The sequence below is a fragment of the Anaeromicropila herbilytica genome, from assembly GCF_016591975.1.
Taxonomy (GTDB): Bacteria; Bacillota; Clostridia; order Lachnospirales; family Lachnospiraceae; genus Anaeromicropila; species Anaeromicropila herbilytica.
The window spans coordinates 541,350-563,441 of record NZ_AP024169.1 but is presented as its reverse complement, the minus strand read 5'-3'; the positions used below and the strand labels follow the sequence as shown (position 1 = coordinate 563,441).

Here is a 22,092-nt window from a genome sequence, read left to right as displayed (position 1 = left end):
CTCTATTTAATTGGGATACATACATCCATAATTACGTATCCGTTTTCTTTATCGATTTTCCGGTAAATGTTAAGTCCACATCTCCCGTCCATATAATAACCACTTTGCGGCATCCAGACACTGAATATTCCCTGTACAGTACAGAAAATATCCTCTATCCTTCCTTCATAACGATAGGCAGCAAATCTGCCTCCCTTTAGCATCGTCACATTATCCAACTTGCAGGTATCTTCTGTTGTCAGACAAATATCGCACAAACAACGGTTCAGGCTGGTGATTGCGGGATCGTCATAGAACCTTTCTATCATTAGTGTGTCTGCTTTCATATAATTCTTGTATTTATCCAAAAATTTAAACCAATTGTCTTTCAGCTCAATATAATTACCAATCATTCTCTCGTAAATTACAAGAAAATCCGGAAACTCCTGTAAGCTGATTCTACTGTTATAAGCATCAAATGTTTCAAAGTCGGAAAGCCCTGCTGGATAGAATGGATTTTCCATTCCAGTCACTTCTGTGGATTTACGGAATTCGGTAGGAGAAATATTGTGATGTTTTTGAAATGCAGTGCTGTAATTTGATGAACTGTATCCATAATCCATCCCAATGTTGGTAATGGATTTCGTCTTTTCTCTTTTCATTTCAGAAGCACTCTGGTCTAATTTCAAGCGTTTTATGAATTCATACACACTTTCACCAGTCACCGCTTTGAAAGATCTACAAAAATAATATTTTGAATAACAGAAATGATTTGCAACATCATCTACCGAAATATCATCATCAAGATGCTTCAGGATATAATCAATACTTTGATTTATCAGTTCTTTTTTTAACATACTGCCTCCTTCTTTTCCATATTTCACTTATTGAGCATTATTATAACTTATAATTTGGTTATTACTTCTGTTAATTTATCATTGTAACACTCTTACCTTATTGATGTAATCGTCCTATTCTAAACTAATTGATATTGCACATTGATAAAGCTAACAAAAATGAATTACTTCTATATCTTAATACGTATGAACAATAATATTATCTTCCATAATTCGATCAATCGGATCGCCCGTCACATCTTTTATATTGGTAAAGGAACATGGAAGTCCACGTCCTGTTAAAATATCCGGTTTATCCATCAGTTGAAAATGTAAATGCGGACAATTGGAAAGACCTGTATGACCCACTTTTCCAATAATCTGCCCTTGTTTCACTTTATCGCCTTTTTTTACGGTTAAGCTATCCATAATCATATGTCCATAAAATGAACTTTCCCCGTTTGCATGTTGAATGATAACATAGTTACCAAATTGAGAGGCTAATCCATATTGTACAAAATATGGCAACCTTTCTTCCCATACCCATGAGGTCGTAACTGGTATCGAATGATAACAATCCACTACTTCACCATCTGCAATGGAAACGATATCTTTTCCAAAAACAATATAGTCTTCATTATTCATATTTTCCTTAAATGATAATTTTTGCTCTTTATTATATTGAGCCATATCAATAGCAAATTCCATAGAATAATGCTGTCTATGATCTAATAAACTATTGTAGTTTCCACAAGTGGAGATACATCCTTCTAGTGGAAATATGTATTTATTTTTATTCTCATAATTCTTTAAAGGAATAGAAAGTTCCTGCCTATATTCCTTTCCTTCCATCTCATAAAGAACTTGAATTGTCAATAAATCTATTATTTCTTGATGCACCACTACAAAATATTCATTAAATACTCCCGTTTCCTGGTTTGGCATCAAGGTTATAGTACTACTGTATTCTTTCGGATTCCAGAACCCTTCTTCTCCTAAAAATAATTGTGCACCAAAGCCTTCTCCTAGCCAAGTACACTCATGTGCGAATCTTTCTATTGCATGGTTTAGTGATTTACCACTATAGGTTATCTGTTTTACAAAAGTATTAGTAGCATATAACTCCATATCAATTTGTCTTAATATCATCGGTTTATCTGTATCGTTTTTTATCTTTAACCCATGAAGCAAAAAATTAGATTCTACTTTTCCATGCCCGTCCTTTGACATATTAATAATATAATCTTTTGGTATGCTTTTTATCTCCATATTCTTCTCCATTCTCCCTAACTATAAAATTATTAGACTATAATTTAATATTTTATTATAAAATTAATAATTATTTTACCACCGGTATCACTTCCCTCTATTTATATATGATATTTATACCACTTAGTAGAAGTAACTAGATACCTCAAAAACTTTTATGAAAGAAGAATGTACTTAGATTTAAAGTAGTCACATCAACATTAAATAAAAGACAGCATGAACTTATTTACACTCTGTTCATGCTGTCTCATTATCCATACCTTAAATCAAACCCTTAGCAAACCACGGAAACCCCTTGCTGCATAATAGGATTCTGCGCCATTATGATACACAAAAACAGTGTCATAACGGTAATCACAAAAGAGTGCACCACCTAGTTTTCTTATATTATCTTTTCAGCTTTTTACTGAATTGAAAATCACACATTTTAGAACCCATTCCTATGCTTCCCGTCCGGGAAAATCTTATTTTATGAAAACTTCCATAATTGATGTCATCACATTTACAAAAAGCTCTTGTCAATTCTGGGCAACCATTTTCCACACATGCATCATACCATAAGCATTTATGAATAATAACTTTAAACCCATATTTATCATTTCTCACACATTCTGCATCCCAATTGTCACTTTTCATTACAGTAGCAATAAATATCTTTTTGAATACAAATGAAAAAAGTGGAAGTTTTTCTATGAGCAAGTATTTTCTCTTCATTTCTACACATACAACATTTGTCATATATTCCTCAATAACTCGAAAACTTTCTTCCTTGCTTTTTTCTTCTTGTATAATTTGATACAATGCGATGCGAGGCATGATTGTATTCTTTAATGTTTTCAATTGCGTTTCACTTTTTTCATGAGTGTTTTCCAATAAGATTCTTAATCGTTCAAGCATTTTTTGATATAATTCTTTTCCAAATTCTCCGTATATATTTATCAAATACTTTTCCACACAGATCTCTCCTCTCTTCCTATCTATTCTAGAAATGAATTATAATTTCATTTCCTACCAATTACTATTATATAACGTATTCTCAGCATCCTTCCTGCTCGTTTAGAATAAGTAATCTTGATATCAGATTGTAGCCCTAATTGCTAACAAAATGAGAAAGAGCATGAACCATTCCAAAAATGATTGTAGCAATTACTGCTGGAATACAGTCAAGCCAAAATGCTGTACATATAAGGCAACCTATAGGAAAAATTACCATAGGCATAGGAATACCTAGAAAATCTTTTCCTAAAACCTCGTAAGTACTTCCTTCAAAAAAGTATCTTCCCCACAATACAAAATACAACACCATGAAAATAATTATCCCAATTACCCATGGACTTTTTATACTTGCATTTGGATTTTTAGGAACAAAAAATAATAACAAGAATGAAATAATCCTAAATATATTTTCAATAAGCCCTAGCAATTTCATACTACTTCCAAGGGTCTCCGGCACGTCTGTTGGTGGTGATATAAAATAAACAATGTTAGGTAACATAAGCAATATGAATACAACCACTGCGTTATAAGAAAAAGTTAACTTCATTCTTCTACTCCCCCTTCTCTTCTCTTTTCCAATATTTTACTAACATCCTCACACCAATCATCATAAGCTTTCCATACCTTCTGTCCAAATGATAAAACCATTAATATATCTTCATGATTATCATGTACCTCTCTAAATTCCTCTAATTGTAGTTGGAATTTTTCAAATAACTTCATCTGATTTCTATGCGATAATTGAAATTCTTTTATATGTTCTAACATAACTTCTGGCGATATATTATTAGAAAAATACATTTTAAGTAGAATTTCATATCTAACCGTTTCCTTTTCTACTGGCTCTTCTAACCACTCCTTTAATTCAACCCTTCCCTTATCGGTTATAGAATATTTTTTACTCGCTCTGTTACTCTCTAGCTCATTTAATGATATTTCCTCAATTAATTTATCCTCACTAAGCTTTTTTAATTGTGGATATATCTGCCCAAAACTCTCACTCCAAAAGAATGAAAACCGCATATCCACTATTTTTTTAATTTCATAACCAGATAAAGACTCCTCACTCAATAATCCTAAGATAAGATATTTTGTTTTGTTACCTGAACTTTTCATATTCTTCTCCTTGCATCTTTTAGATATATCTTTTAGATATACTATATCCTAAGCATTTCCTTTTGTCAATATTTAGTTATCTAAGTATTCAATATGTTGATTTGTAAATCATCATCCTGAACTGTGTTATCTTCTTTTAAATATCCTTTGGCTGCCTTCTCACTACAAAGAAGCTTTAGTAATGACTGAGAGCTAGCATGGATAAAAAGTCATGATTGTCTAAAAAACTGTGGCATGAATATTCAGGAAATGAAGGAATACCTGGCTCTTTGCCTACAGGGACAAATTTATATTGGAGACGGTACGATGATTATTCCCTTTTAGTTGTCATTTCCTCAACATATAAACTAGTTCTTTAAACCAGCTGTTTTCCTCATCCTTTTTCATGCCATGATAAGTAATAGTCATTCTCTCATTTATTGTGGATACCCCCATAATATTCTCTGTATAGGATATGGATGGTGGAATAAAAATAACATTATCCACTTTATACTGCCCATAATCGGTTTGCATTTCAATAATACCAAGGTTAGAGATGCCAAAATCTCTTTTCTTCATTCCTTTATACCCCAATGCATATGCTACTTTTTTCGCTCTTTTATTATTCGTTAGTCCATGAGCAGCAAGTAATACAGCATCTATTAATGTTGGGCATAGTTCAGACATAAAAATTAATACAAAGTATTTATGTACTGTAGCATTTAACATTTTTTGAATCTTTGTATGAACTTCCTTTGTTTTTTCTTTTAACTTTTTTTTCTTTACATCTTTACATTTAATAGCAATTCCAGATACCTGATTTGACATTGATTTATCATCTTCACGAATATCAATCGGTATTCCTACTACATTTATATCATTTCTGACGCATAGTATTAAGCTAATTAAGTAACTATTTACCGTTACTTTATATGCCTTCGCCATCTCCTTTATATGTTCTGTTTCTTCTTTATTAAAGGTATGTGTCAAAATATTGGAGGCATGATCTTCCCAATATTTTTTATGAATTGCATCATAATCATCCCATGAATAGTGCTTTCTCACTTTTTCCCATACTTTATTTTGATAGGAAATATATTTCCGTACAAAAAAATTTAATTTTGTCTTTGCCTGCAAAAATTCTTTAGTTATAATGTTGGCTGGCTTATATTGTGTTTGGTTCCCCGCTAACACCATTAATGCATCCTGCAAAAGTATAATTATTGACTTTCCATCTCCTACTAGATGATGCGCCATAATAAAAATCTTACCACTTTCTTTTACAAACACCCGCATTAGTTCTCCACAATTGATTGCAAATGGCTGCTTTTCATTCTCCTCTATAATGCTTCTCCAGTCACTTTCTGTGAAAACAGCCTTGCATCCACTTTGTTCTAATCTCTGATAATATGCTCGACCGTTTTTCTCTATCACTACCTTTGACATGGTAAGTTCATTTTTGGGGAATGCCTTTTGAAATGCATCTTTCATCAGTTCAACAGGTGGATTTCCATCTATCTCTACATACATTCCAATATAAACATTAGGTTCAAAAAGATTCGTCCGTTCACTTATAATTTGTTTGTTCATAGATACTTCCGTAATCCATTCATCCATATTTTCATAACAATCCTATGTGGAAGCAACTTTACATTTATATGTTGACACTTTACATATAAGGAACAAATGGACATATCTTTTCCTTTTTTCGTATCTTTGATTGCCTTTTCTGCTACCTTCTTTGCTGTAACCATGCCTGGAAATCTTACTTTGTGTCCATTGATTGTCTTTGTCAACATATCTGTATCCACCCAGCTTGGACATACTGCTGTTACTGTTATGCCAAGGGGTGCAACTTCTACATTTAAAGCTCTAGAGTAGCTTCTTTCAAAAGCCTTAGAAGCTGCATAGAGATTAATATATGGATTGGGCTGAAATGCAGATGCAGAAGAAATATTCAATATACAGCTCCCTTTTTCCATATATGGAATGCATAGGTTGGATAAGATAACAGGAGCTTTACAGTTTACATTTATTGTATTCTCAATTTCCTCTACTGTAAATTCCTTGTACGATCCCATTTTAGCTAGACTTGCATTATTTATCAAATATTGTACTATTGGCTTAGTATCCTCCAATAATTTACCAATCTCACATAGATCCTTTGTATTGGTCAAGTCCTTTGAAATAGGTACGATTCTTTCCCCATATTCATTTTTTAATAAATCTAGCTTTTCTTGATTTCTTGCAATAATCCATATTTCATCCAAATGTTCTTTGATAAGTAATCTTGTAAACTCTTTTCCAATCCCACCTGTTGCACCAGTTATAATTGCTATCTTTTTATGCATTATTCTTTATACCATCCTTTAATAATATTCTTTCTAAGTCCTGTATAGATATACTTTCATATTGGGCAGTAAATAGCTTCTTTAGTGAATACAGATACACAATACTCCAATAATAATCCGTTAGCTTTATTTCATTTCCTAGTACAACACTACCTTCCTTTTGACCTTGCTTTATAATTTTAGCAGTATACTTATATAAATCCGAACGATATGTAGTATCTACTGAAGCATACTCTTTTTCCTCAAACAACATCTGAGTATTTAAAGTCACCTTTGCTGCATAATTTTCATCGTTCTCTAACTTCTTCATAATTGATTCTGTTAATTTATGTATCTTATGTTTTGCTGTTATTGGCAACATAGTGAGCATTTTTAGTTCTTTCACATCTTGTTCATAATTAATTCTTTTCGTGATTTCATTAAACAACTCTTCTTTCGATTGGAAATACGCATAAATCGTTCCTTGACCAATACCTATATATTTAGATAAGTCACTAATTTTAGTACCCGCAAAGCCATTTCTGGCAAAAAACAACATAGATTCATGTAGAATCTTCTCTCTCATTTCTTCTCTTATTTCCTGGCATCGTTCTTTTGATTTAGGCATATTTTTCTCCTTTTTTCGATGAACAAATATTCATTCATAGTTTATCACGATTTATTCTAGGAGTCAAACATAGGAGCTAGATATTAAAAGGCTAAAAAAAGTATACTCAACACTTCCATCCAAAAATACCCTTCGATATGTTCTCATAAACATACCGAAGGGTATTTTAAGTCGAATTACTAACTTTCATATAACATCATTTGTCAAATCTAATATTTTTGGCTAACTCATATAATTGCTAACTGCTTTCTCATAAACCAAATGAATTTATTCCCTTTAATGAATAATTATGCTTATTATTTGGTGTTATGGTTTTTTAGCCAAATACATTGTTATTTTATCATAAAGAGTTATCTTGTTACCCGAATCAAGAATGACTTTTCTTATACCCTCATAAAAATATGTTTTGTTTGGTTCTTTAAGTGTTATATGGTCAGAGTGTGTTCCAATTAGCGAAACATAGTCATCAGCATTATATTCTCTTGTTTTGAGGTATTCCAGACGCTCAAGATTAACAAAGCCATACTTGTCACGAGCATCATAATCCAAGTTGCACTTGTATTCTGTATCTGGGTGAAAATACTTAGCATATACTTCTTGAATTTGAGAGTATAACGGTTCATCAGTATATCCCCCGCCTGGTCGTCTATCTGGTCTCACCATAAACATAGCAAAAGCTCCACCGCTTTTTAGTATATCATACGCTTTTGGGTAACCTATTCGTTCCGGTACCCATTGAAAAGCAGCTGCCGAATATACTAAATCAAATTGTTCACTTTTAAAAGGATATGTTTCAAAGTCAGCATTGACAATATTAAAGTTTTTATAGGAATTGAATTTATTTATCATTATTTCACTAAAGGACTCCCCCAATTCAATTGCCTTATAAGAACATCCTGTTTTTAAGATAGGTTCAGTAGCTTGACCTGTTCCAGGTCCAACCTCAAGCACTTCACTATTTGAATCGAGATTTGCATATGCGATAAGGTCGGTAAAAAGTTCATCGCAATAACGAGGCCTCCATTTGTCAAATTGTTCCGGAACTTGTTCAAAAATTGTTCTAAAATCCATAACACACCTCCACATAATTTGCTTGATTCCAAGTAATTTTACTGCTGCTAATTATACATAATATATTATCTTATACCTTCCAATCTTTTTGCTCTTTCAATAGCAATCGCAAGAAACTCTCTTGGTTATGTATACTATTACGGCCTCAACATAAAATTCATAGTTAGTATAACTACTCAAAGAGTAAATTCCATATTGTCACAATACCCTACTTACAATTCTAAAACTGTTATTGGCTCATTATTATAAACTTCACCGTTATCACAAAAGCCAAAGCTTTCATATAATTTTCTAGCCACTACATTATCTGACTCATATGGTATCCAGCAATACTTTGCTGTTCCTGCTGGAAATGTGCGTATATACTCCAGGATTTTTACCATCGACTCACGACCATACCCACAATTCTGATATTGTTCTCCTATCATCAGTCGTAATATGCAGTAATTATCCTTCGCCATATCTGGCTGGTCATATCCTGTATCGCCATAAACAATCATCACAAAACCAACCATCTGCTCATCAGCATAAATAGCAAAGGGCATCGGGCTACTTCCATTGGTTGCTAAAACATAACAGGATGCCACACTTGATAAATTTGATGCTACATAATGTTGTTGTTCCTTCGTAACCTCTAGTCGGAATAACTCCCTCCGGTTATCTAAAGTTATTTTTCGCAAAGATATCATAATTTTTCTCCTATTTTTAATTTAAATTTAATCAACAGAAGCATTGGTATTACTTTTATAATAATCAAAGTTATTTGGAATACGAATATATGCTCTTACATGTTCATCTTTATTCCTTAATAGTACCCTTGATATATTATCATGATAAGTGTTACCCTCAGCAACCATAATGGAATCAATCATATTTTCTTTTACAATACCAATATGGCAGTCTTTTTCTTGTACACATAGTACATCCTTTCTTGTTAATAATTATCACGTTCCATTTACTTTAACCTACTCAAGCAATATAATATAATACCATCTTCTGGTACATATATCTCGCCTTCTCCACTCATCACAATATCATACCCTGTCTGCTTTGCATAATTCTCAAGTTCCTCCAGCAAAAATGTCTCCCAGTAAATCTCACGCTCAATATATGGATAGAATTTATCAACATCAAGGCAGTCTTTATAATGTTCTCTAAGATATTGCAGAGAATGTCCTGAGTAACTCAATAATCCTTTCGGCCTTAACACACGTTTACATTCCTTTAAAAAGCTTTCCTTATAGCTTTTACCATATAATAAACCAAATGTCTGGCTCCATATGATTACAACGTCAAACATCCCATCACCAAACGGAATATGTTCCCCGTCATAATGATAAAATCTCACTTTACTATCACACATCACCGCTTCTTCGTTTGCTTTATCCACTACATCTTTCGAAACATCTAGCCCATCCACTTCAAAACCCTGGCTATATAGTGCAAATGCCTCCCTTCCCATACCACTACCTATATCAAGTATTTTTGCTCCGACTGGAAAATTATTAACTACCCTCTGCTCCCAAATCTTTAGCTTCCCCTTATCCCAGCTTTTCATTTCGTCAATATGTTCCTTTTTTTCATACCATGCTAATACATTTGAATTCATTGATAACCTCCTTGAGTTAGGATCCTTTATACCGGTAATCTCATTGTACTGCGTATCAAAAAAATTACTAGACTTTATTTCCATTATATGGTATGATATATAATGTTCTATGCCAAAAAAAGCTTCTTCAGATATCGAAGAAGCTTTTTTTTATATTCATATATTCTTTTATCTATTTCATGCATCATTATTTTTCTGCATTTTTTGAGTTAATAAAACGCACGTCTCCACATGCCCCGTATGCCCAAACATATCCACTGGACACACTTTCTCCACCTGGTACCCGTTCTCCACTAGATACTTTAGATCTCTAGCAAGAGTCCCTGGATCACAAGACACATATACAATCCTCTTAGGTGCAATCTTAACCATAGTATCAAGTAAGCTCTCTTCGCATCCCTTCCTAGGAGGGTCTACTACGATAACATTTGCCTCTAGCTTCTCTTTCTCATACTTCTCAGGTATTACATCCTCTGCTGCACCAACCACGAATTCTGTATTGGTAATTCCATTAATCTTCGCATTTACCTTGGCATCCTCAATTGCTTCCTTCACAATCTCAACACCAAGAACTTTCTTTGCTTTCTTTGCTAAGAATAACGATATCGTTCCAATCCCACAATAAAGGTCAAATACCGTTTCTCCACCAGTAAGTCCTGCATACTCTAAGGCTTTCTCGTAAAGTTTCTTCGTCTGCACAGGATTTACCTGATAGAAAGATAATGGAGAGATCTGATATTTCACATCTCCGATATAATCCGTAATATAATCTTGTCCCCAGATTGTAATCACTTTGCTACCAAGAATCACATTAGTCTTCTCTTTATTCACATTGAGACTAATGCTTGTCATCTTGAGTTCGACACTTGTGCCATCTAAATTCTTAACCACTTGATTTACCTTCGAAAGTCGTTCAATCAATACTTCCTTATGTGGAAGATACTTCCTTATGTGGAAGATCCTTCCCATTGATAATGATACTTACCATAATCTCACCAGTTACAAAGCCTACTCTAGTAAGAATATGTCTTACTAAGCCTGAATGCTTTTCTTCATCATATGGCTCAATGTTATATTCTATTAAGAAATTCTTCACGATATCGAGAAGTTCTTCATTAACCTCTGCTTGAATATAGCAATGGGAAGTATCAATAATGGAATGGGTTCTGCTAGCATAGAAGCCTGTGATTAGCTTTCCTTCTTTATCTTTTCCGACTGGAAATTGTGCTTTATTACGATAGTAATAAGGTTCCTCCATACCAATGATTGGTTCCATCTTAGAACTGATATCCTTGAAGCCACCAATTCTCTCTAGACAGTTCTTTACCTTATTAGCTTTATATTCTAATTGTTTTTTATAATCTAGATGCTGAATCTGACAACCGCCGCATTTACTTGCGATAGGACATCTTGGTTCTACACGATATGGAGATGGAGTTAGAACTTCTTCCAACTTTGCATAACCGTATGCTTTCTTTGTCTTTAGAACTTTCGCTGTAATCTGATCGCCAACAACTGCATCTTTGACAAATAGGGTATATCCATCGATATGCCCTATTCCTTCACCTTCTGCACCCATATCATCTATGGTAAGTATTACAACATCATTCTTATTTACGATTCTTTCTTCGTTATTTCTTTTCATACTTACTCCTTAGAAATCGTTTCTTTTCTTAAATTAATTTTCCGAACTTCTTCTGATATTCGTCTCAAAATATCGATTATATCCAATCCACTCAACTTTCTCATCACTCGCCTGGAATAATTCAATCATTGTCTGTAACTTCGCATCTGCATTATCTGCAAAGTTAAGTGCCATAGCTTCAATGATTGCTGGTTTCTTAGGAGAACCATATTCTAATTCGCCGTGGTGAGCTAAGATACAGTGTTTTAATTCATTTGATAATTTGGCTGGGAAATTAGGAATCTTACGAATTCTTTCCCCAATCATCTCGGTTCCGATGTAGATGTGACCTAAAAGTTGTCCATCATCGGTATAATCATTTTCAGGAAATCTTGAAATTTCACTCATCTTACCAATATCATGGAATAATGCAGCGGTAATTAATAGGTCTCGATTGATTACTGGATAATTATTTGCCATGTAATCGCACATCTTTACGACACCTAATGTATGTTCTAATAAACCTCCAATGAATCCATGATGTACACTTTTTGCTGCAGAATGATATTGAAATGCTTTTACAAAATCTTTATCTTCTTTATAGAAACTATCTACCAATTTTTTAAGATGTGGTTGCTTAATCTGATCAATGAATACAAGCAGTTCTTTGAACATGTCAGCAATATTTTTTGTAGATACTGGCATATAATCTTCTTCGCTATATTCACCTTCCTGGCATTTTCTAATGCGTTTAATATTTAATTGCAAACTATTCTGAAAGCTTGTTACTTGTCCATCTACACAGATATAATCCATTGCATCAAAGGTCTCAATTCCATTGCTTAGTTCCCACACTTTTGCATCTAGTGTTCCTGTTTTATCTTGAAGCAATAAAGAATAATAACTCTTTCCTGCTTTTGTTTTAAGTACTTGTTTCTGTTTACAAAGGTATACTTCCTTAAGCATCTCACCATCACGTAATTCGCCAATATATCTCATTATACTACCTAACCTTTCTATTCTCAATGTCTCATCATGAGACTATAAACCTAACTTATTCGTTACTATTATACTCTAAGGCAACTTTAATGGGAAGTAGAAATTATACAATCCCCTTTTTGTTTAACCCTTATAGCTAATTGATTTAACTCTACAAACTCAAAAAAGGCCATCCGTCTTTCAACCGATGACCTTTTCTTATAGGAATATGTATTCTTCCATTTATATATAAATAATAATCTACTCTCTCTATCTCTCATACACAGCTAACGCTGCTCTTAAATCATGTAATCTAATATTATGCTTCTACTAGATCGTTCTCTTGAACTTTCTTACCTACTGATAATAATAATGTAACAGCTGTTACAATAACAAAGATTGCAAGTAAGATACCACCGTTATACCATGCTAATGATGAACTACCAACACCACTAACTCCTTCTTTGAATAAAGCAACTGAGTAAGTCATTGGCATGAATGGATATAATACCTTGAATAGTTTAGGCACTGTTTCCATTGGGAATGTTCCTGCACATGATGTTAATTGTAAGATTAGCGTTAATAGTGCTAAGAATTTACCAACATCCTTAAAGAAGATTAAGAAGAATTGGATGATTGAGATAAACACTAAGGATACTAAGATACAAGAAGCAACAAATAGTGGTAAATGGTTTACCTTTAATCCTAAGCATACTAATAAGATGAATGCTAAGGCTACTGCTTGAACAACACCAATTAGTAAGTAAGCACCAGTTCTTAATACTTTATTCTCAGATTCTCTTGATAATAATTTAAATTTCTTATCTGCATCTAAGTAGATACCGAAGAAGATCATAAGACCTCCAACCCATAGAGATAATGACATAAAGTATGGTGCGAATGAAGTACCATAGTTAGGTACAGGAGCATAAGCTGTTGTATCAACCTTTACAGGTTCTTTTGCATATTGATCTAAACCATCAAGAGCTTTTAATTGATCATTAGCATCTGTAATAGAATCGTTTACACCATCTTTTGCAGTTTTAACACCATCTTGTAATTTTCCTGCTCCTTCATCAAGGTCAGAAGTTCCGTTTGATAATGTTACAGTTCCATCTTTTAAAGTATTAACACCATTATCTAATGTTGTTACACCGTTAAATAATGTTCCAGCACCTGCATATAACTTAGAAGCGCCTGATTGTAATTGTTCTAAACCACCATTTAAAGTACCTGCTCCTGTACTTATCTTAGCTGATGCTGCTGCTAATTGACCAGTTGCAGTATTTAATTTATCCATACCTTTGTTAAGTGTTTTTGCTCCAGTTGTTAATTGACCAGAACCATTTTTAGCTGTTTGTAAACCAGCTTTAATTTGTCCAATTGCTGATTTTAATTCAGTTACATTAGAAGTTCCTGCTGATAATTTGCTTGCACCTGCTGATATTTGGCCTGATGCTGTTTTTAAGCTAGTTGAAGCTTGAGTTAAAGCTTGAATACTTGCTAAGCTGTCTTTGCTTGTTAACTGTGCAACTAATCCACCGATTGTCTTATCACCAGTTTTTTGAGCATATGCTGCTAGAACTTGAGTTGTTTGAGTAACACTTCCAACTAATTTATCAACACCTGTTGTATAGTTTACGATACCTGTGTTTAATTGTTCTGCGCCTGCTGCTAAAGTAGCTGCACCTGTTTTTAGGTCATTGATATTCTTAGTAGCTGTTTCTAACTGAGTTGCACCAGTAAGAAGTTTATTAATACCAGTGTCTAATTTAGCCATGTTATCACTTAAAGATTTGCTTCCGTTTGTAGCTGTTGTAACACCTGATTGGTATTCTTTCATTTTACTATTAAATGTTTCTGTACCTTTTTTAAGTGTTTCACTTCCAGTTACTAACTTACCAGTACCATTAGATAAAGTTGAGATACCATTCTTTAAAGTAGAAGTACCTGTCTTTAATTTTGAAGTACCATTTGCTAATTTTTGAGCACCATTGTTAAGATCTTTGGCACCATTATTTAGCTTAGATGTTCCATCTTTTAAATCTGATGAACCATCATATAGTTTTCCTAAACCATCAGATAATGTTGTAAGTTTATCAGGTGTACCTTTTAACTTGTCTGAAAGTTCCGCTACGATTTCTTCATTCACGCTAGAACGTACTGACATCTCAATTTTCAATACAGCACTTTTAAGAATTTGAGAAGCTAAATAGTTACGTTTTTCATTTGTCACATATTTAAGTTCTGCAACTTTCTTGTCTGTTGTTGAAGCTGATTTAATACTTTCTGTAAAGTCACTTGGGATTGTAATGGAAGAATAATATTTCTTTCCTTCTACACCTTTTTTTGCAGTATCTGCATCGGTTACTATGAATTTAAGTTCACCGCTGTCTTTTAATTTGTCACATAATTCTTGACCAACATTACGTTGTTCATCATTAATCTTAGCACCTTTATCTTCATTCACGATTGCTACTGGTAATGTTTCTAGGTGTGAATATGGATCCCAGAATGCATCTAAGTAGAAAAAGCTATAAAGAAGAGGAACAATAATTACTCCAATAATTACAATAATAGGAGCAAGTTTTTTTAGTCCAGATTTTTCTTTCATGTTTTTCATCTCCTTTTTACATTGGCAAGTATATCATGCTGAATATCATTTGTATTTAAACATTTTTTATATTTTGTCGAATAATTAGACAAATCGTAAAATATGTCTAAAAATAATACAAAACAGAAAAATTGTCTATATAGTGTATTGTAAAAAAGACTTATACTGTAAAACAAATGTGAAAAGAATTCCACTATAAATCCTAGTTATTTCTTTTTGAATTCAATTTCATAAATACTCTTACCAAAGGTTAGTATAGGAGTGAACGTCTTGTTAGTCAATATAAAATATATCGCAATGGAAAAAACATTGAATATTATCTTACGCAGTTCCAAAAGATCACCCGAGAGATGTGCAAGAAATCTTTTAGAATTAGGATCCGGTATTAATAACACCAAAGGCAATATAGGAAAAGATACATTATATCCATTATTTCTTGATTTATGTAAACAAAACAATAAGGATGAGATCAAAAAGTTATTCTACCAATCCTTTATAGAATAAGATAAATAAAAAAGTGCTACTGCTCCAATTTATAATTATGAAGCAGTAGCACTTTTTTTATATCTACTATAATATCCAATAATTTCTTTTACTTTTTATTCGCAAGGTTTACTTTAAAGGTAAATTGCTTTGTTCCGCTATTTCTATTTCTCTTTATCAGTACTTTTATTGAATCCTCAGGCTTATGAGAACTTAGTATATTATTGAAGGTATCAACCGATGATATTTCAGATCCATCTAATTTGAGAATAACATCACCACTTTCAATTCCTGCTTGGAATGCTGGTGAATCATTCTCAACTTCTGCTACGTATACACCAGCGTGTACACCTAATCTTTTCAACGTTGTAGATGTTAAATCAGCTCCAACAATTCCAAAATAAGCTTGATCTGTCTTATTCACTAGTTTTTCAATTAGACTCTTAATCTTAGAGATAGCAAGGTTCGTATTCAGATATTTATTATTGTCTGTCTTGAATTTCTGAGTGATTATTCCAATAATCTCACCCTCAAGATTAACAATGACTCCCTCACCATTTGGGTTGTCCGCAATATTCGTATTGAATAATTCAATCTTAGAATCTGTAATATACATATTTTTTACTTCATTCATAACAATTCCAGTGTCCATTGAATTCACATATCCATTCGGACTACCAAGTGCTATGATTGGTTCTCCAACAGTTATCGAATAAGACTGCCCAAACTTAGCCACTTTGACCTGATCTAATGTTGTTTGTGGAATATCCTCTAACTTCACCGCTATTACAACTATTCCCAGATTAGAATCACCACTTACGTATGTTGCATGAACCGTTTTCTCTGTTGAAAATGTAACCTTTATGTTCTTGGTACTTTTTAACTTATCTTTATTAGTAAGTATAAATAACTTTGTCCCATCATTAAAAATAACAAGACCCGATGTGCTATTTGTTAATTCTGCGGTATTATTAAACCAATCTACATTCTTCACAACACTCGTTACCGTAACTATAGATTGATTCACATCATTTGCTAAGGTCCTTAGTTCACCGAACATATTCTCATAATCTTCTATTGTGGCTAACTCTCCCTGCTGAACGTTATCAACGGTATTGTCTGTATCATTATTATCATTATTATCATTGCTACTTGTATTATCGTTCTGTTTGGTACCCTCTTTCTCGCCTTTCGATGTTGAATTCTGATTCGTATCTTCTTTATTTTTCTCTTTCTCTGAGCCAGGTGAAGTAGAGGGAAGTGTAATAACCTTCTGCGTATCCTTTTTGCCTAATATCTTGTCAGCAAAAGGCTCCGATGCTTCAAATACAATTCGACAGACTAGTCCAAATACGATTGCTAGGGATATCGTCGTCCCTACTAGAACAAGAAATTTTTTTGTCTTATTCTCTTTTTTCGGAACAATCTGCTCTTTTATAAAGGAATATTGATCATCATTCTTTTTGTTATCCTCCGTAGGCATGTGATTTCTCCTTTACCAAATATACATTATTTAAAACACACTTCCCTTATAATCTTGGGAAGTTACTTTTTGTTTTATACAATTTTATCATTTACATATGAATAATATATGAATGATTTGTAAACTATGCACATATATCACTCATATCATACTGAATTTATTGGCAACTGTCAATCTCAGAATGCTTTTTTGGAGTAATTTTACTTTTTATATCACTGGTTCTCTATTATAATGTATAAAAATTATAATATCTCTAATACCTTTTTAATAAAGTTTAAATTGATGATTTTACCTTTTACCCCCAACATCATATCTAAACATTTCTATGTTATTTTCTCAATATCCCCAATATCAATTATTATTATTTAGATCAACTCTTTCCACTTCGTGTCTACCACCACTTTCCCTATGGAATAAATCTGAAATTTCTAGTTTTATTTTTATACAATATAAGGTAGAATATAGTGTAATAGGAGCACAATAATAACGCTCCTGCAACTAATTAATCAATAATAAATAGAAGGGTAGCGTTATGAATACTAAAGTTTTAAGGACATTAGAGTATTATAAAATTATAGATAAATTAACTGGCTATGCAGGTTCCATGCTAGGCAAGGAACTATGTAATAAGCTTCTTCCAAGCTCTGATATTGCAGAGATCGTAGAAGCACAACGAGAGACCAGCGATGCACTTTCTCGAATCCTTCAAAAGGGAAGCATCTCCTTTTCAGGTATAAAAGATATTCGTTCCTCACTTATGCGACTTGAAGTTGGTTCCACACTTGGAATCGGTGAATTGCTAAGTATTAGCTCTGTACTAGATGTAGCTCTGAAAGTAAAATCCTATTCCAGAAGAGATAATGAGGAAGACAATAGGGACTCTCTTGACGAGCGATTTGAACAAATCGAGCCACTTTCTCCTATTAATAATGAGATTAAGCGTTGTATTATATCAGAAGAAGAGATTGCTGATGATGCAAGCCCAACACTAAAGGGAATTCGTAGATCTATGAAGAATACGAATGACCGTATCCGTGAGCAACTAGGTTCCATTGTTAGTTCTTCTACAAATCGTACGATGTTACAGGAAAGCATTGTAACTATGCGTAATGGAAGATACTGTTTACCAGTAAAACAGGAATATCGTAGTCATTTTCAAGGTATGATTCATGATCAATCCTCTACAGGATCTACTTTATTCATTGAGCCAATGGCTATTGTAAAGTTAAATAATGATCTCCGTGAATTAGAGATTAAAGAGCAAGAAGAGATTGAGAAAATCTTAGCTGACTTAAGTAACTTAGTTGCTGAAGAAAATGAGAATCTTTCCGCCAATGTAAAAATATTAACAGAACTAGATTTTATCTTTGCGAAAGCTTCTTTATCTAAAGCTTTAAAAGCTACAGAACCTTTATTCAACGATAAAAGCTATATAAATATCAAAAAGGGAAGACATCCATTAATTGATCCAAAGCACGTTGTTCCAATTGATATTAACCTAGGTAAAAACTTTAACCTACTAGTAGTAACAGGTCCAAATACAGGTGGTAAGACTGTTTCCCTTAAGACCGTTGGTCTCTTCACATTAATGGGGCAAGCTGGTCTTCACATCCCAGCCTTTGATGAATCAGAGTTAGCAGTATTTGAAGATGTATTTGCGGATATCGGAGATGAACAAAGTATCGAACAATCCTTAAGTACCTTCTCTTCTCATATGACCAATACTGTGTCCATTCTAGAACATGCCAACGATAAATCATTGGTACTATTTGATGAGTTAGGCGCTGGTACTGACCCTACTGAGGGTGCTGCACTTGCTATGTCCATCTTATCCTACCTTCATAACAGCAATGTTCGTACCATGGCTACGACTCACTACAGTGAATTAAAAGTATTTGCTCTTACGACAGAAGGTGTAGAAAATGCAAGTTGTGAATTCAACGTTGAGACTCTTCGCCCAACTTACCGTCTATTAATTGGTATTCCTGGCAAAAGTAATGCCTTTGCGATCTCAAGTAAACTTGGTTTACCTGATTACATCATTGATGATGCAAAACTTCGTATCAATGAAAATGATCAAAGCTTCGAAGATGTTATTAGTAATCTGGAAGCAAGTCGAGTAGCCATTGAGAAAGAACAAGCTGAGGTGAAGCGCTATAAAGAAGAAGTTGCTGACCTTAAGAAACAACTAGAACAAAAAACAGATAAATTAGACCAGGCAAAAGATAAGATCTTACGGGAGGCCAACGAAAAGGCTAGAGAGATTCTTCAAGATGCCAAAGATTATGCGGACGATACCATTAAGAAATATAATAAATGGGCAAAATCAAGTGGCTTAAATAAAGATATGGAGAACGAACGTAATAATCTAAGAGGAAAGCTTAGTGAGACCGAATCCAAACTTGCTCTAAAAAATAAAGCAAAGAAAAAAGATCAATCTCCAAAAGATTTTAAACCTGGTGACTCCGTTAATGTTCTAAGCTTAGGACTAAAAGGCATTATCTCAAGTACTCCGAATGCCAAGGGTGATGTATTTGTCCAAATGGGTATCTTACGTTCTCAAGTAAATATTACAGATCTTGAACTGATAGATGAACCTGTAATCACAGGTCCAAACTTAAGCAAAACAGGTAGCGGTAAGATTAAGATATCTAAGACAATGTCTATCCATCCTGAGATTAACTTAATTGGTAAGACGGTTGACGAAGCACTTTCTTTACTTGATAAATATTTAGACGATGCCTACCTCTCCCATTTACCTCAGGTAACCGTAATTCATGGTAGAGGGACTGGTGCTCTAAAGAATGCCGTTCATGCTCACCTTAAGAAAGCAAAATACGTAAAATCCTTCCGTCTTGGTGCATTTGGAGAAGGCGATCATGGCGTTACTATTGTAGAATTCAAATAATATTTAAACGATTAAATTTAAAATAAAAGGAGGTATCCCATGGCAACAAAACAGAAAATATTAATTGTAGATGATGATACAAATATCGCTGAACTTATCTCCCTTTACTTAACCAAAGAATGCTTTGATACATTAGTAGTTAGTGATGGAGAAGAAGCTATCAATAGTTTTAAGACGTATGAACCAAACTTAATTCTCCTAGACCTTATGTTACCTGGCATTGATGGTTATGAAGTATGCAGGGAGATTCGTAAAACCTCCTCCGTTCCAATCATCATGCTCTCTGCCAAAGGTGAGATCTTTGATAAAGTATTAGGACTAGAACTTGGTGCTGACGATTATATCATTAAGCCTTTTGACTCTAAAGAATTAGTTGCGCGTGTTAAAGCAGTTCTTCGCCGTTTTCATCCTACAGTGGTGGAGACTCCTAAGGAATCTTCGGATCAGACCGGAGACTATGTCTCCTACCCCGATCTAATTGTTAATCAAAGTAATTATTCTGTTCTCTATTATGAAAAGACAATTGAGATGCCACCTAAAGAATTAGAACTCTTCTATTTCTTAGCTTCCCATCCTAATCAAGTATTCACTAGAGAGCAATTGCTTGATCATATCTGGGGATATGAATATATTGGGGACACTAGAACCGTTGATGTTCATATAAAGAGATTACGTGAGAAGATTAAAGACCATACCGCTTGGAGTTTATCCACGGTATGGGGAATTGGTTATAAATTCGAGGTGAAGAAATAATGCATATGCGTTTATCCGCAAAGCTTACTCTTTGTTTTTTCATAATTATGGCCGCCATGTTTACTCTACTGAATACTTATGGCGTACATAAAATGAAACATAACCTGTTAGAAGATAAAAAGTTACTATTATATAAAGAAGCTAGCTTGTTATCCAAGGAATATGTAACTGCCTTTTATAATAATGAAAAACCTCTCTTTACTTTATCTTCACAACTTAAAACAATCGATACCTTTCTCGATGCAAGAATATGGGTTGTTAACTATGATGGTGAAATAATAACCGATACCAGAGACTCTTCAACAAATCTAAATATTAACGATTACGATAGGACGTTTTTAGATTACACCTTCCTAGAGAATACTGTAATTCCAGACATTTTTTGCACACCAACTTTGTGTGTTATTAAATCGGTAAATGCAAACTATGAGACGAAAGGTTACATCGTCATATCTACTCCGATAAAATCCATAGAGAAAGATAGTGTACATTATATTGACATTGCAAATATTAGCCTTTTATTCTTCTCTGTGCTTCTAGCTGGGATCTTCTTTGTCATTCATCTCATCACAGTTCGACCAATGAAAAAGATTATTGAAGCTGCAAGGCAGTACTCTGGGGCCAATTACGAATATCCTCTAGTCATTAAGAGTAAAGATGAATACAAAGATTTAGCTGATGCCGTTACGTTCATGGCAGGAGAATTAAATAGTTTAGACGACTATCAAAAGAAATTTGTAGCTAATATCTCACACGATTTTCGCTCTCCACTAACCTCCATCAAAGGTTTTACCGAAGCTATGCTTGATGGAACCATCCCCGTGGAGATGCAGGAAAAATATCTAAATATTATCCTTTTCGAAACTGAACGTTTAAGCAAACTTACATCAAGTCTACTCGCTCTAAATAGCTTTGACCATAACGGTACTATATTAGATATTACAACTTTTGATATTAATCATATCATTAAGAAAACTGCTGAAAGCTTCGAAACTGTCTGCCTAGATAAAAAGATTACCATATCTTTAGTATTCTCAAACAAGGAAACTTATGTACAAGCTGATATGGGTAAGATTCAGCAAGTGCTCTATAACTTAATTGATAATGCTATTAAGTTTAGCCATTCCAATTCAACCATTAAGGTATCCACGGATGAGAAGAATGAGAAGGTATTTGTCTCTGTCAAGGATTATGGAATTGGTATTCCAAAAGAAAGTCTCAAGAAGATCTGGGAGAGATTCTATAAAACAGACGCTTCAAGAGGCAAGGATAAAAAGGGAACTGGCTTAGGTCTCTCTATTACAAAAGAAATTCTCACTGCCCACAACGAGAACATTAATGTAATCAGTACAGAAGGAGTAGGAACCGAATTTACTTTCACTCTCATGCAAGGGCATAAAAGTAATTAAAGATACCCCATGTTGTTTTTTAGTTAA

At 33.6% G+C, this 22,092-nt stretch carries 20 protein-coding genes and 1 pseudogene; 4 read left to right on the top strand and 17 right to left on the bottom strand.

Translation table 11 applies throughout. From position 1 onward, the window contains the following. Positions 1-2: 2 nt before the first annotated feature. The 16 genes and pseudogenes from bsdtb5_RS02420 to bsdtb5_RS02345 all read right to left on the bottom strand — a co-directional run bounded on the left by bsdtb5_RS02420 (position 3) and on the right by bsdtb5_RS02345 (position 15,029). Positions 3-836 (bottom strand): AraC family transcriptional regulator, encoded by an 834-nt coding sequence (locus bsdtb5_RS02420; RefSeq protein WP_271714461.1) that lies wholly within the window; start codon positions 834-836, stop codon positions 3-5. 177 nt (positions 837-1,013) lie between these two features. Beyond that, on the bottom strand, positions 1,014-2,084 hold the full coding sequence (locus tag bsdtb5_RS02415) for a M23 family metallopeptidase (protein ID WP_271714460.1): 1,071 nt from the start codon (positions 2,082-2,084) through the stop codon (positions 1,014-1,016). A gap of 266 nt (positions 2,085-2,350) precedes the next feature. Continuing rightward, on the bottom strand, positions 2,351-2,470 hold the full coding sequence (locus tag bsdtb5_RS21870) for a DUF4256 domain-containing protein (RefSeq protein ID WP_334297404.1): 120 nt from the start codon (positions 2,468-2,470) through the stop codon (positions 2,351-2,353). A 1-nt stretch (position 2,471) separates the two neighbouring features. Further along, complete coding sequence (locus bsdtb5_RS02405; protein ID WP_330611906.1) at positions 2,472-3,038, bottom strand: L-2-amino-thiazoline-4-carboxylic acid hydrolase; 567 nt, start codon at positions 3,036-3,038, stop codon at positions 2,472-2,474. Between the two features lie 136 nt (positions 3,039-3,174). Continuing rightward, on the bottom strand, positions 3,175-3,627 hold the full coding sequence (locus bsdtb5_RS02400) for a hypothetical protein (RefSeq protein WP_271714459.1): 453 nt from the start codon (positions 3,625-3,627) through the stop codon (positions 3,175-3,177). Further along, entirely contained in the window at positions 3,624-4,196 is a 573-nt protein-coding gene (locus bsdtb5_RS02395; protein ID WP_271714458.1) for a PadR family transcriptional regulator, read from the bottom strand. The genes bsdtb5_RS02400 and bsdtb5_RS02395 overlap by 4 nt, the downstream gene beginning before the upstream one ends. Before the next feature lie 327 nt (positions 4,197-4,523). Continuing rightward, positions 4,524-5,765 carry a hypothetical protein gene (locus tag bsdtb5_RS02390; protein ID WP_271714457.1) on the bottom strand — a complete coding sequence of 414 codons (1,242 nt, stop codon included), beginning with the start codon at positions 5,763-5,765 and terminating at the stop codon, positions 4,524-4,526. Next, positions 5,762-6,526 carry an SDR family NAD(P)-dependent oxidoreductase gene (locus bsdtb5_RS02385; protein WP_271714456.1) on the bottom strand — a complete coding sequence of 255 codons (765 nt, stop codon included), beginning with the start codon at positions 6,524-6,526 and terminating at the stop codon, positions 5,762-5,764. The genes bsdtb5_RS02390 and bsdtb5_RS02385 overlap by 4 nt, the downstream gene beginning before the upstream one ends. Further along, the gene (locus bsdtb5_RS02380; RefSeq protein ID WP_271714455.1) at positions 6,519-7,133 is read right to left on the bottom strand and encodes a TetR/AcrR family transcriptional regulator; all 615 of its coding nucleotides are present in this window, start codon (positions 7,131-7,133) and stop codon (positions 6,519-6,521) included. The genes bsdtb5_RS02385 and bsdtb5_RS02380 overlap by 8 nt, the downstream gene beginning before the upstream one ends. Before the next feature lie 306 nt (positions 7,134-7,439). Continuing rightward, positions 7,440-8,204 carry a class I SAM-dependent methyltransferase gene (locus bsdtb5_RS02375; RefSeq protein ID WP_271714454.1) on the bottom strand — a complete coding sequence of 255 codons (765 nt, stop codon included), beginning with the start codon at positions 8,202-8,204 and terminating at the stop codon, positions 7,440-7,442. Positions 8,205-8,416: 212 nt separating this feature from the next. Next, the gene (locus bsdtb5_RS02370; protein WP_271714453.1) at positions 8,417-8,893 is read right to left on the bottom strand and encodes a GNAT family N-acetyltransferase; all 477 of its coding nucleotides are present in this window, start codon (positions 8,891-8,893) and stop codon (positions 8,417-8,419) included. A 27-nt stretch (positions 8,894-8,920) separates the two neighbouring features. Then, positions 8,921-9,076: a hypothetical protein gene (locus bsdtb5_RS02365; RefSeq protein ID WP_271714452.1), complete on the bottom strand. Its 156-nt coding sequence runs from the start codon at positions 9,074-9,076 to the stop codon at positions 8,921-8,923. An 83-nt stretch (positions 9,077-9,159) separates the two neighbouring features. Next, positions 9,160-9,813 carry a class I SAM-dependent methyltransferase gene (locus bsdtb5_RS02360; protein WP_271714451.1) on the bottom strand — a complete coding sequence of 218 codons (654 nt, stop codon included), beginning with the start codon at positions 9,811-9,813 and terminating at the stop codon, positions 9,160-9,162. A 177-nt stretch (positions 9,814-9,990) separates the two neighbouring features. After that, a pseudogene (gene rlmD, locus bsdtb5_RS21865) lies at positions 9,991-11,458 on the bottom strand (23S rRNA (uracil(1939)-C(5))-methyltransferase RlmD). A 33-nt stretch (positions 11,459-11,491) separates the two neighbouring features. Then, entirely contained in the window at positions 11,492-12,436 is a 945-nt protein-coding gene (locus tag bsdtb5_RS02350) for a 3'-5' exoribonuclease YhaM family protein (RefSeq protein WP_271714450.1), read from the bottom strand. Between the two features lie 298 nt (positions 12,437-12,734). After that, positions 12,735-15,029 carry a YhgE/Pip domain-containing protein gene (locus bsdtb5_RS02345; RefSeq protein ID WP_271714449.1) on the bottom strand — a complete coding sequence of 765 codons (2,295 nt, stop codon included), beginning with the start codon at positions 15,027-15,029 and terminating at the stop codon, positions 12,735-12,737. 270 nt (positions 15,030-15,299) lie between these two features. Here bsdtb5_RS02345 and bsdtb5_RS02340 point away from each other — a divergent pair, with 270 nt between their 5' ends. Next, on the top strand, positions 15,300-15,533 hold the full coding sequence (locus bsdtb5_RS02340; RefSeq protein WP_271714448.1) for a hypothetical protein: 234 nt from the start codon (positions 15,300-15,302) through the stop codon (positions 15,531-15,533). 88 nt (positions 15,534-15,621) lie between these two features. Here the strand turns inward: bsdtb5_RS02340 and bsdtb5_RS02335 are convergent, their stop codons facing one another. Next, positions 15,622-16,995, bottom strand: coding sequence for a S1C family serine protease (locus bsdtb5_RS02335; protein ID WP_271714447.1), 1,374 nt, complete (start codon positions 16,993-16,995; stop codon positions 15,622-15,624). A gap of 532 nt (positions 16,996-17,527) precedes the next feature. Here bsdtb5_RS02335 and bsdtb5_RS02330 point away from each other — a divergent pair. From bsdtb5_RS02330 to bsdtb5_RS02320, 3 genes are all read left to right on the top strand, one after another. Then, positions 17,528-19,903: an endonuclease MutS2 gene (locus bsdtb5_RS02330; RefSeq protein WP_271714446.1), complete on the top strand. Its 2,376-nt coding sequence runs from the start codon at positions 17,528-17,530 to the stop codon at positions 19,901-19,903. Positions 19,904-19,942: 39 nt separating this feature from the next. After that, a complete protein-coding gene (locus bsdtb5_RS02325; RefSeq protein WP_271714445.1) occupies positions 19,943-20,656 on the top strand; it encodes a response regulator transcription factor in 714 nt (237 codons plus the stop codon). A gap of 92 nt (positions 20,657-20,748) precedes the next feature. Next, on the top strand, positions 20,749-22,065 hold the full coding sequence (locus tag bsdtb5_RS02320; protein WP_271714444.1) for a sensor histidine kinase: 1,317 nt from the start codon (positions 20,749-20,751) through the stop codon (positions 22,063-22,065). Positions 22,066-22,092: the final 27 nt, after the last annotated feature.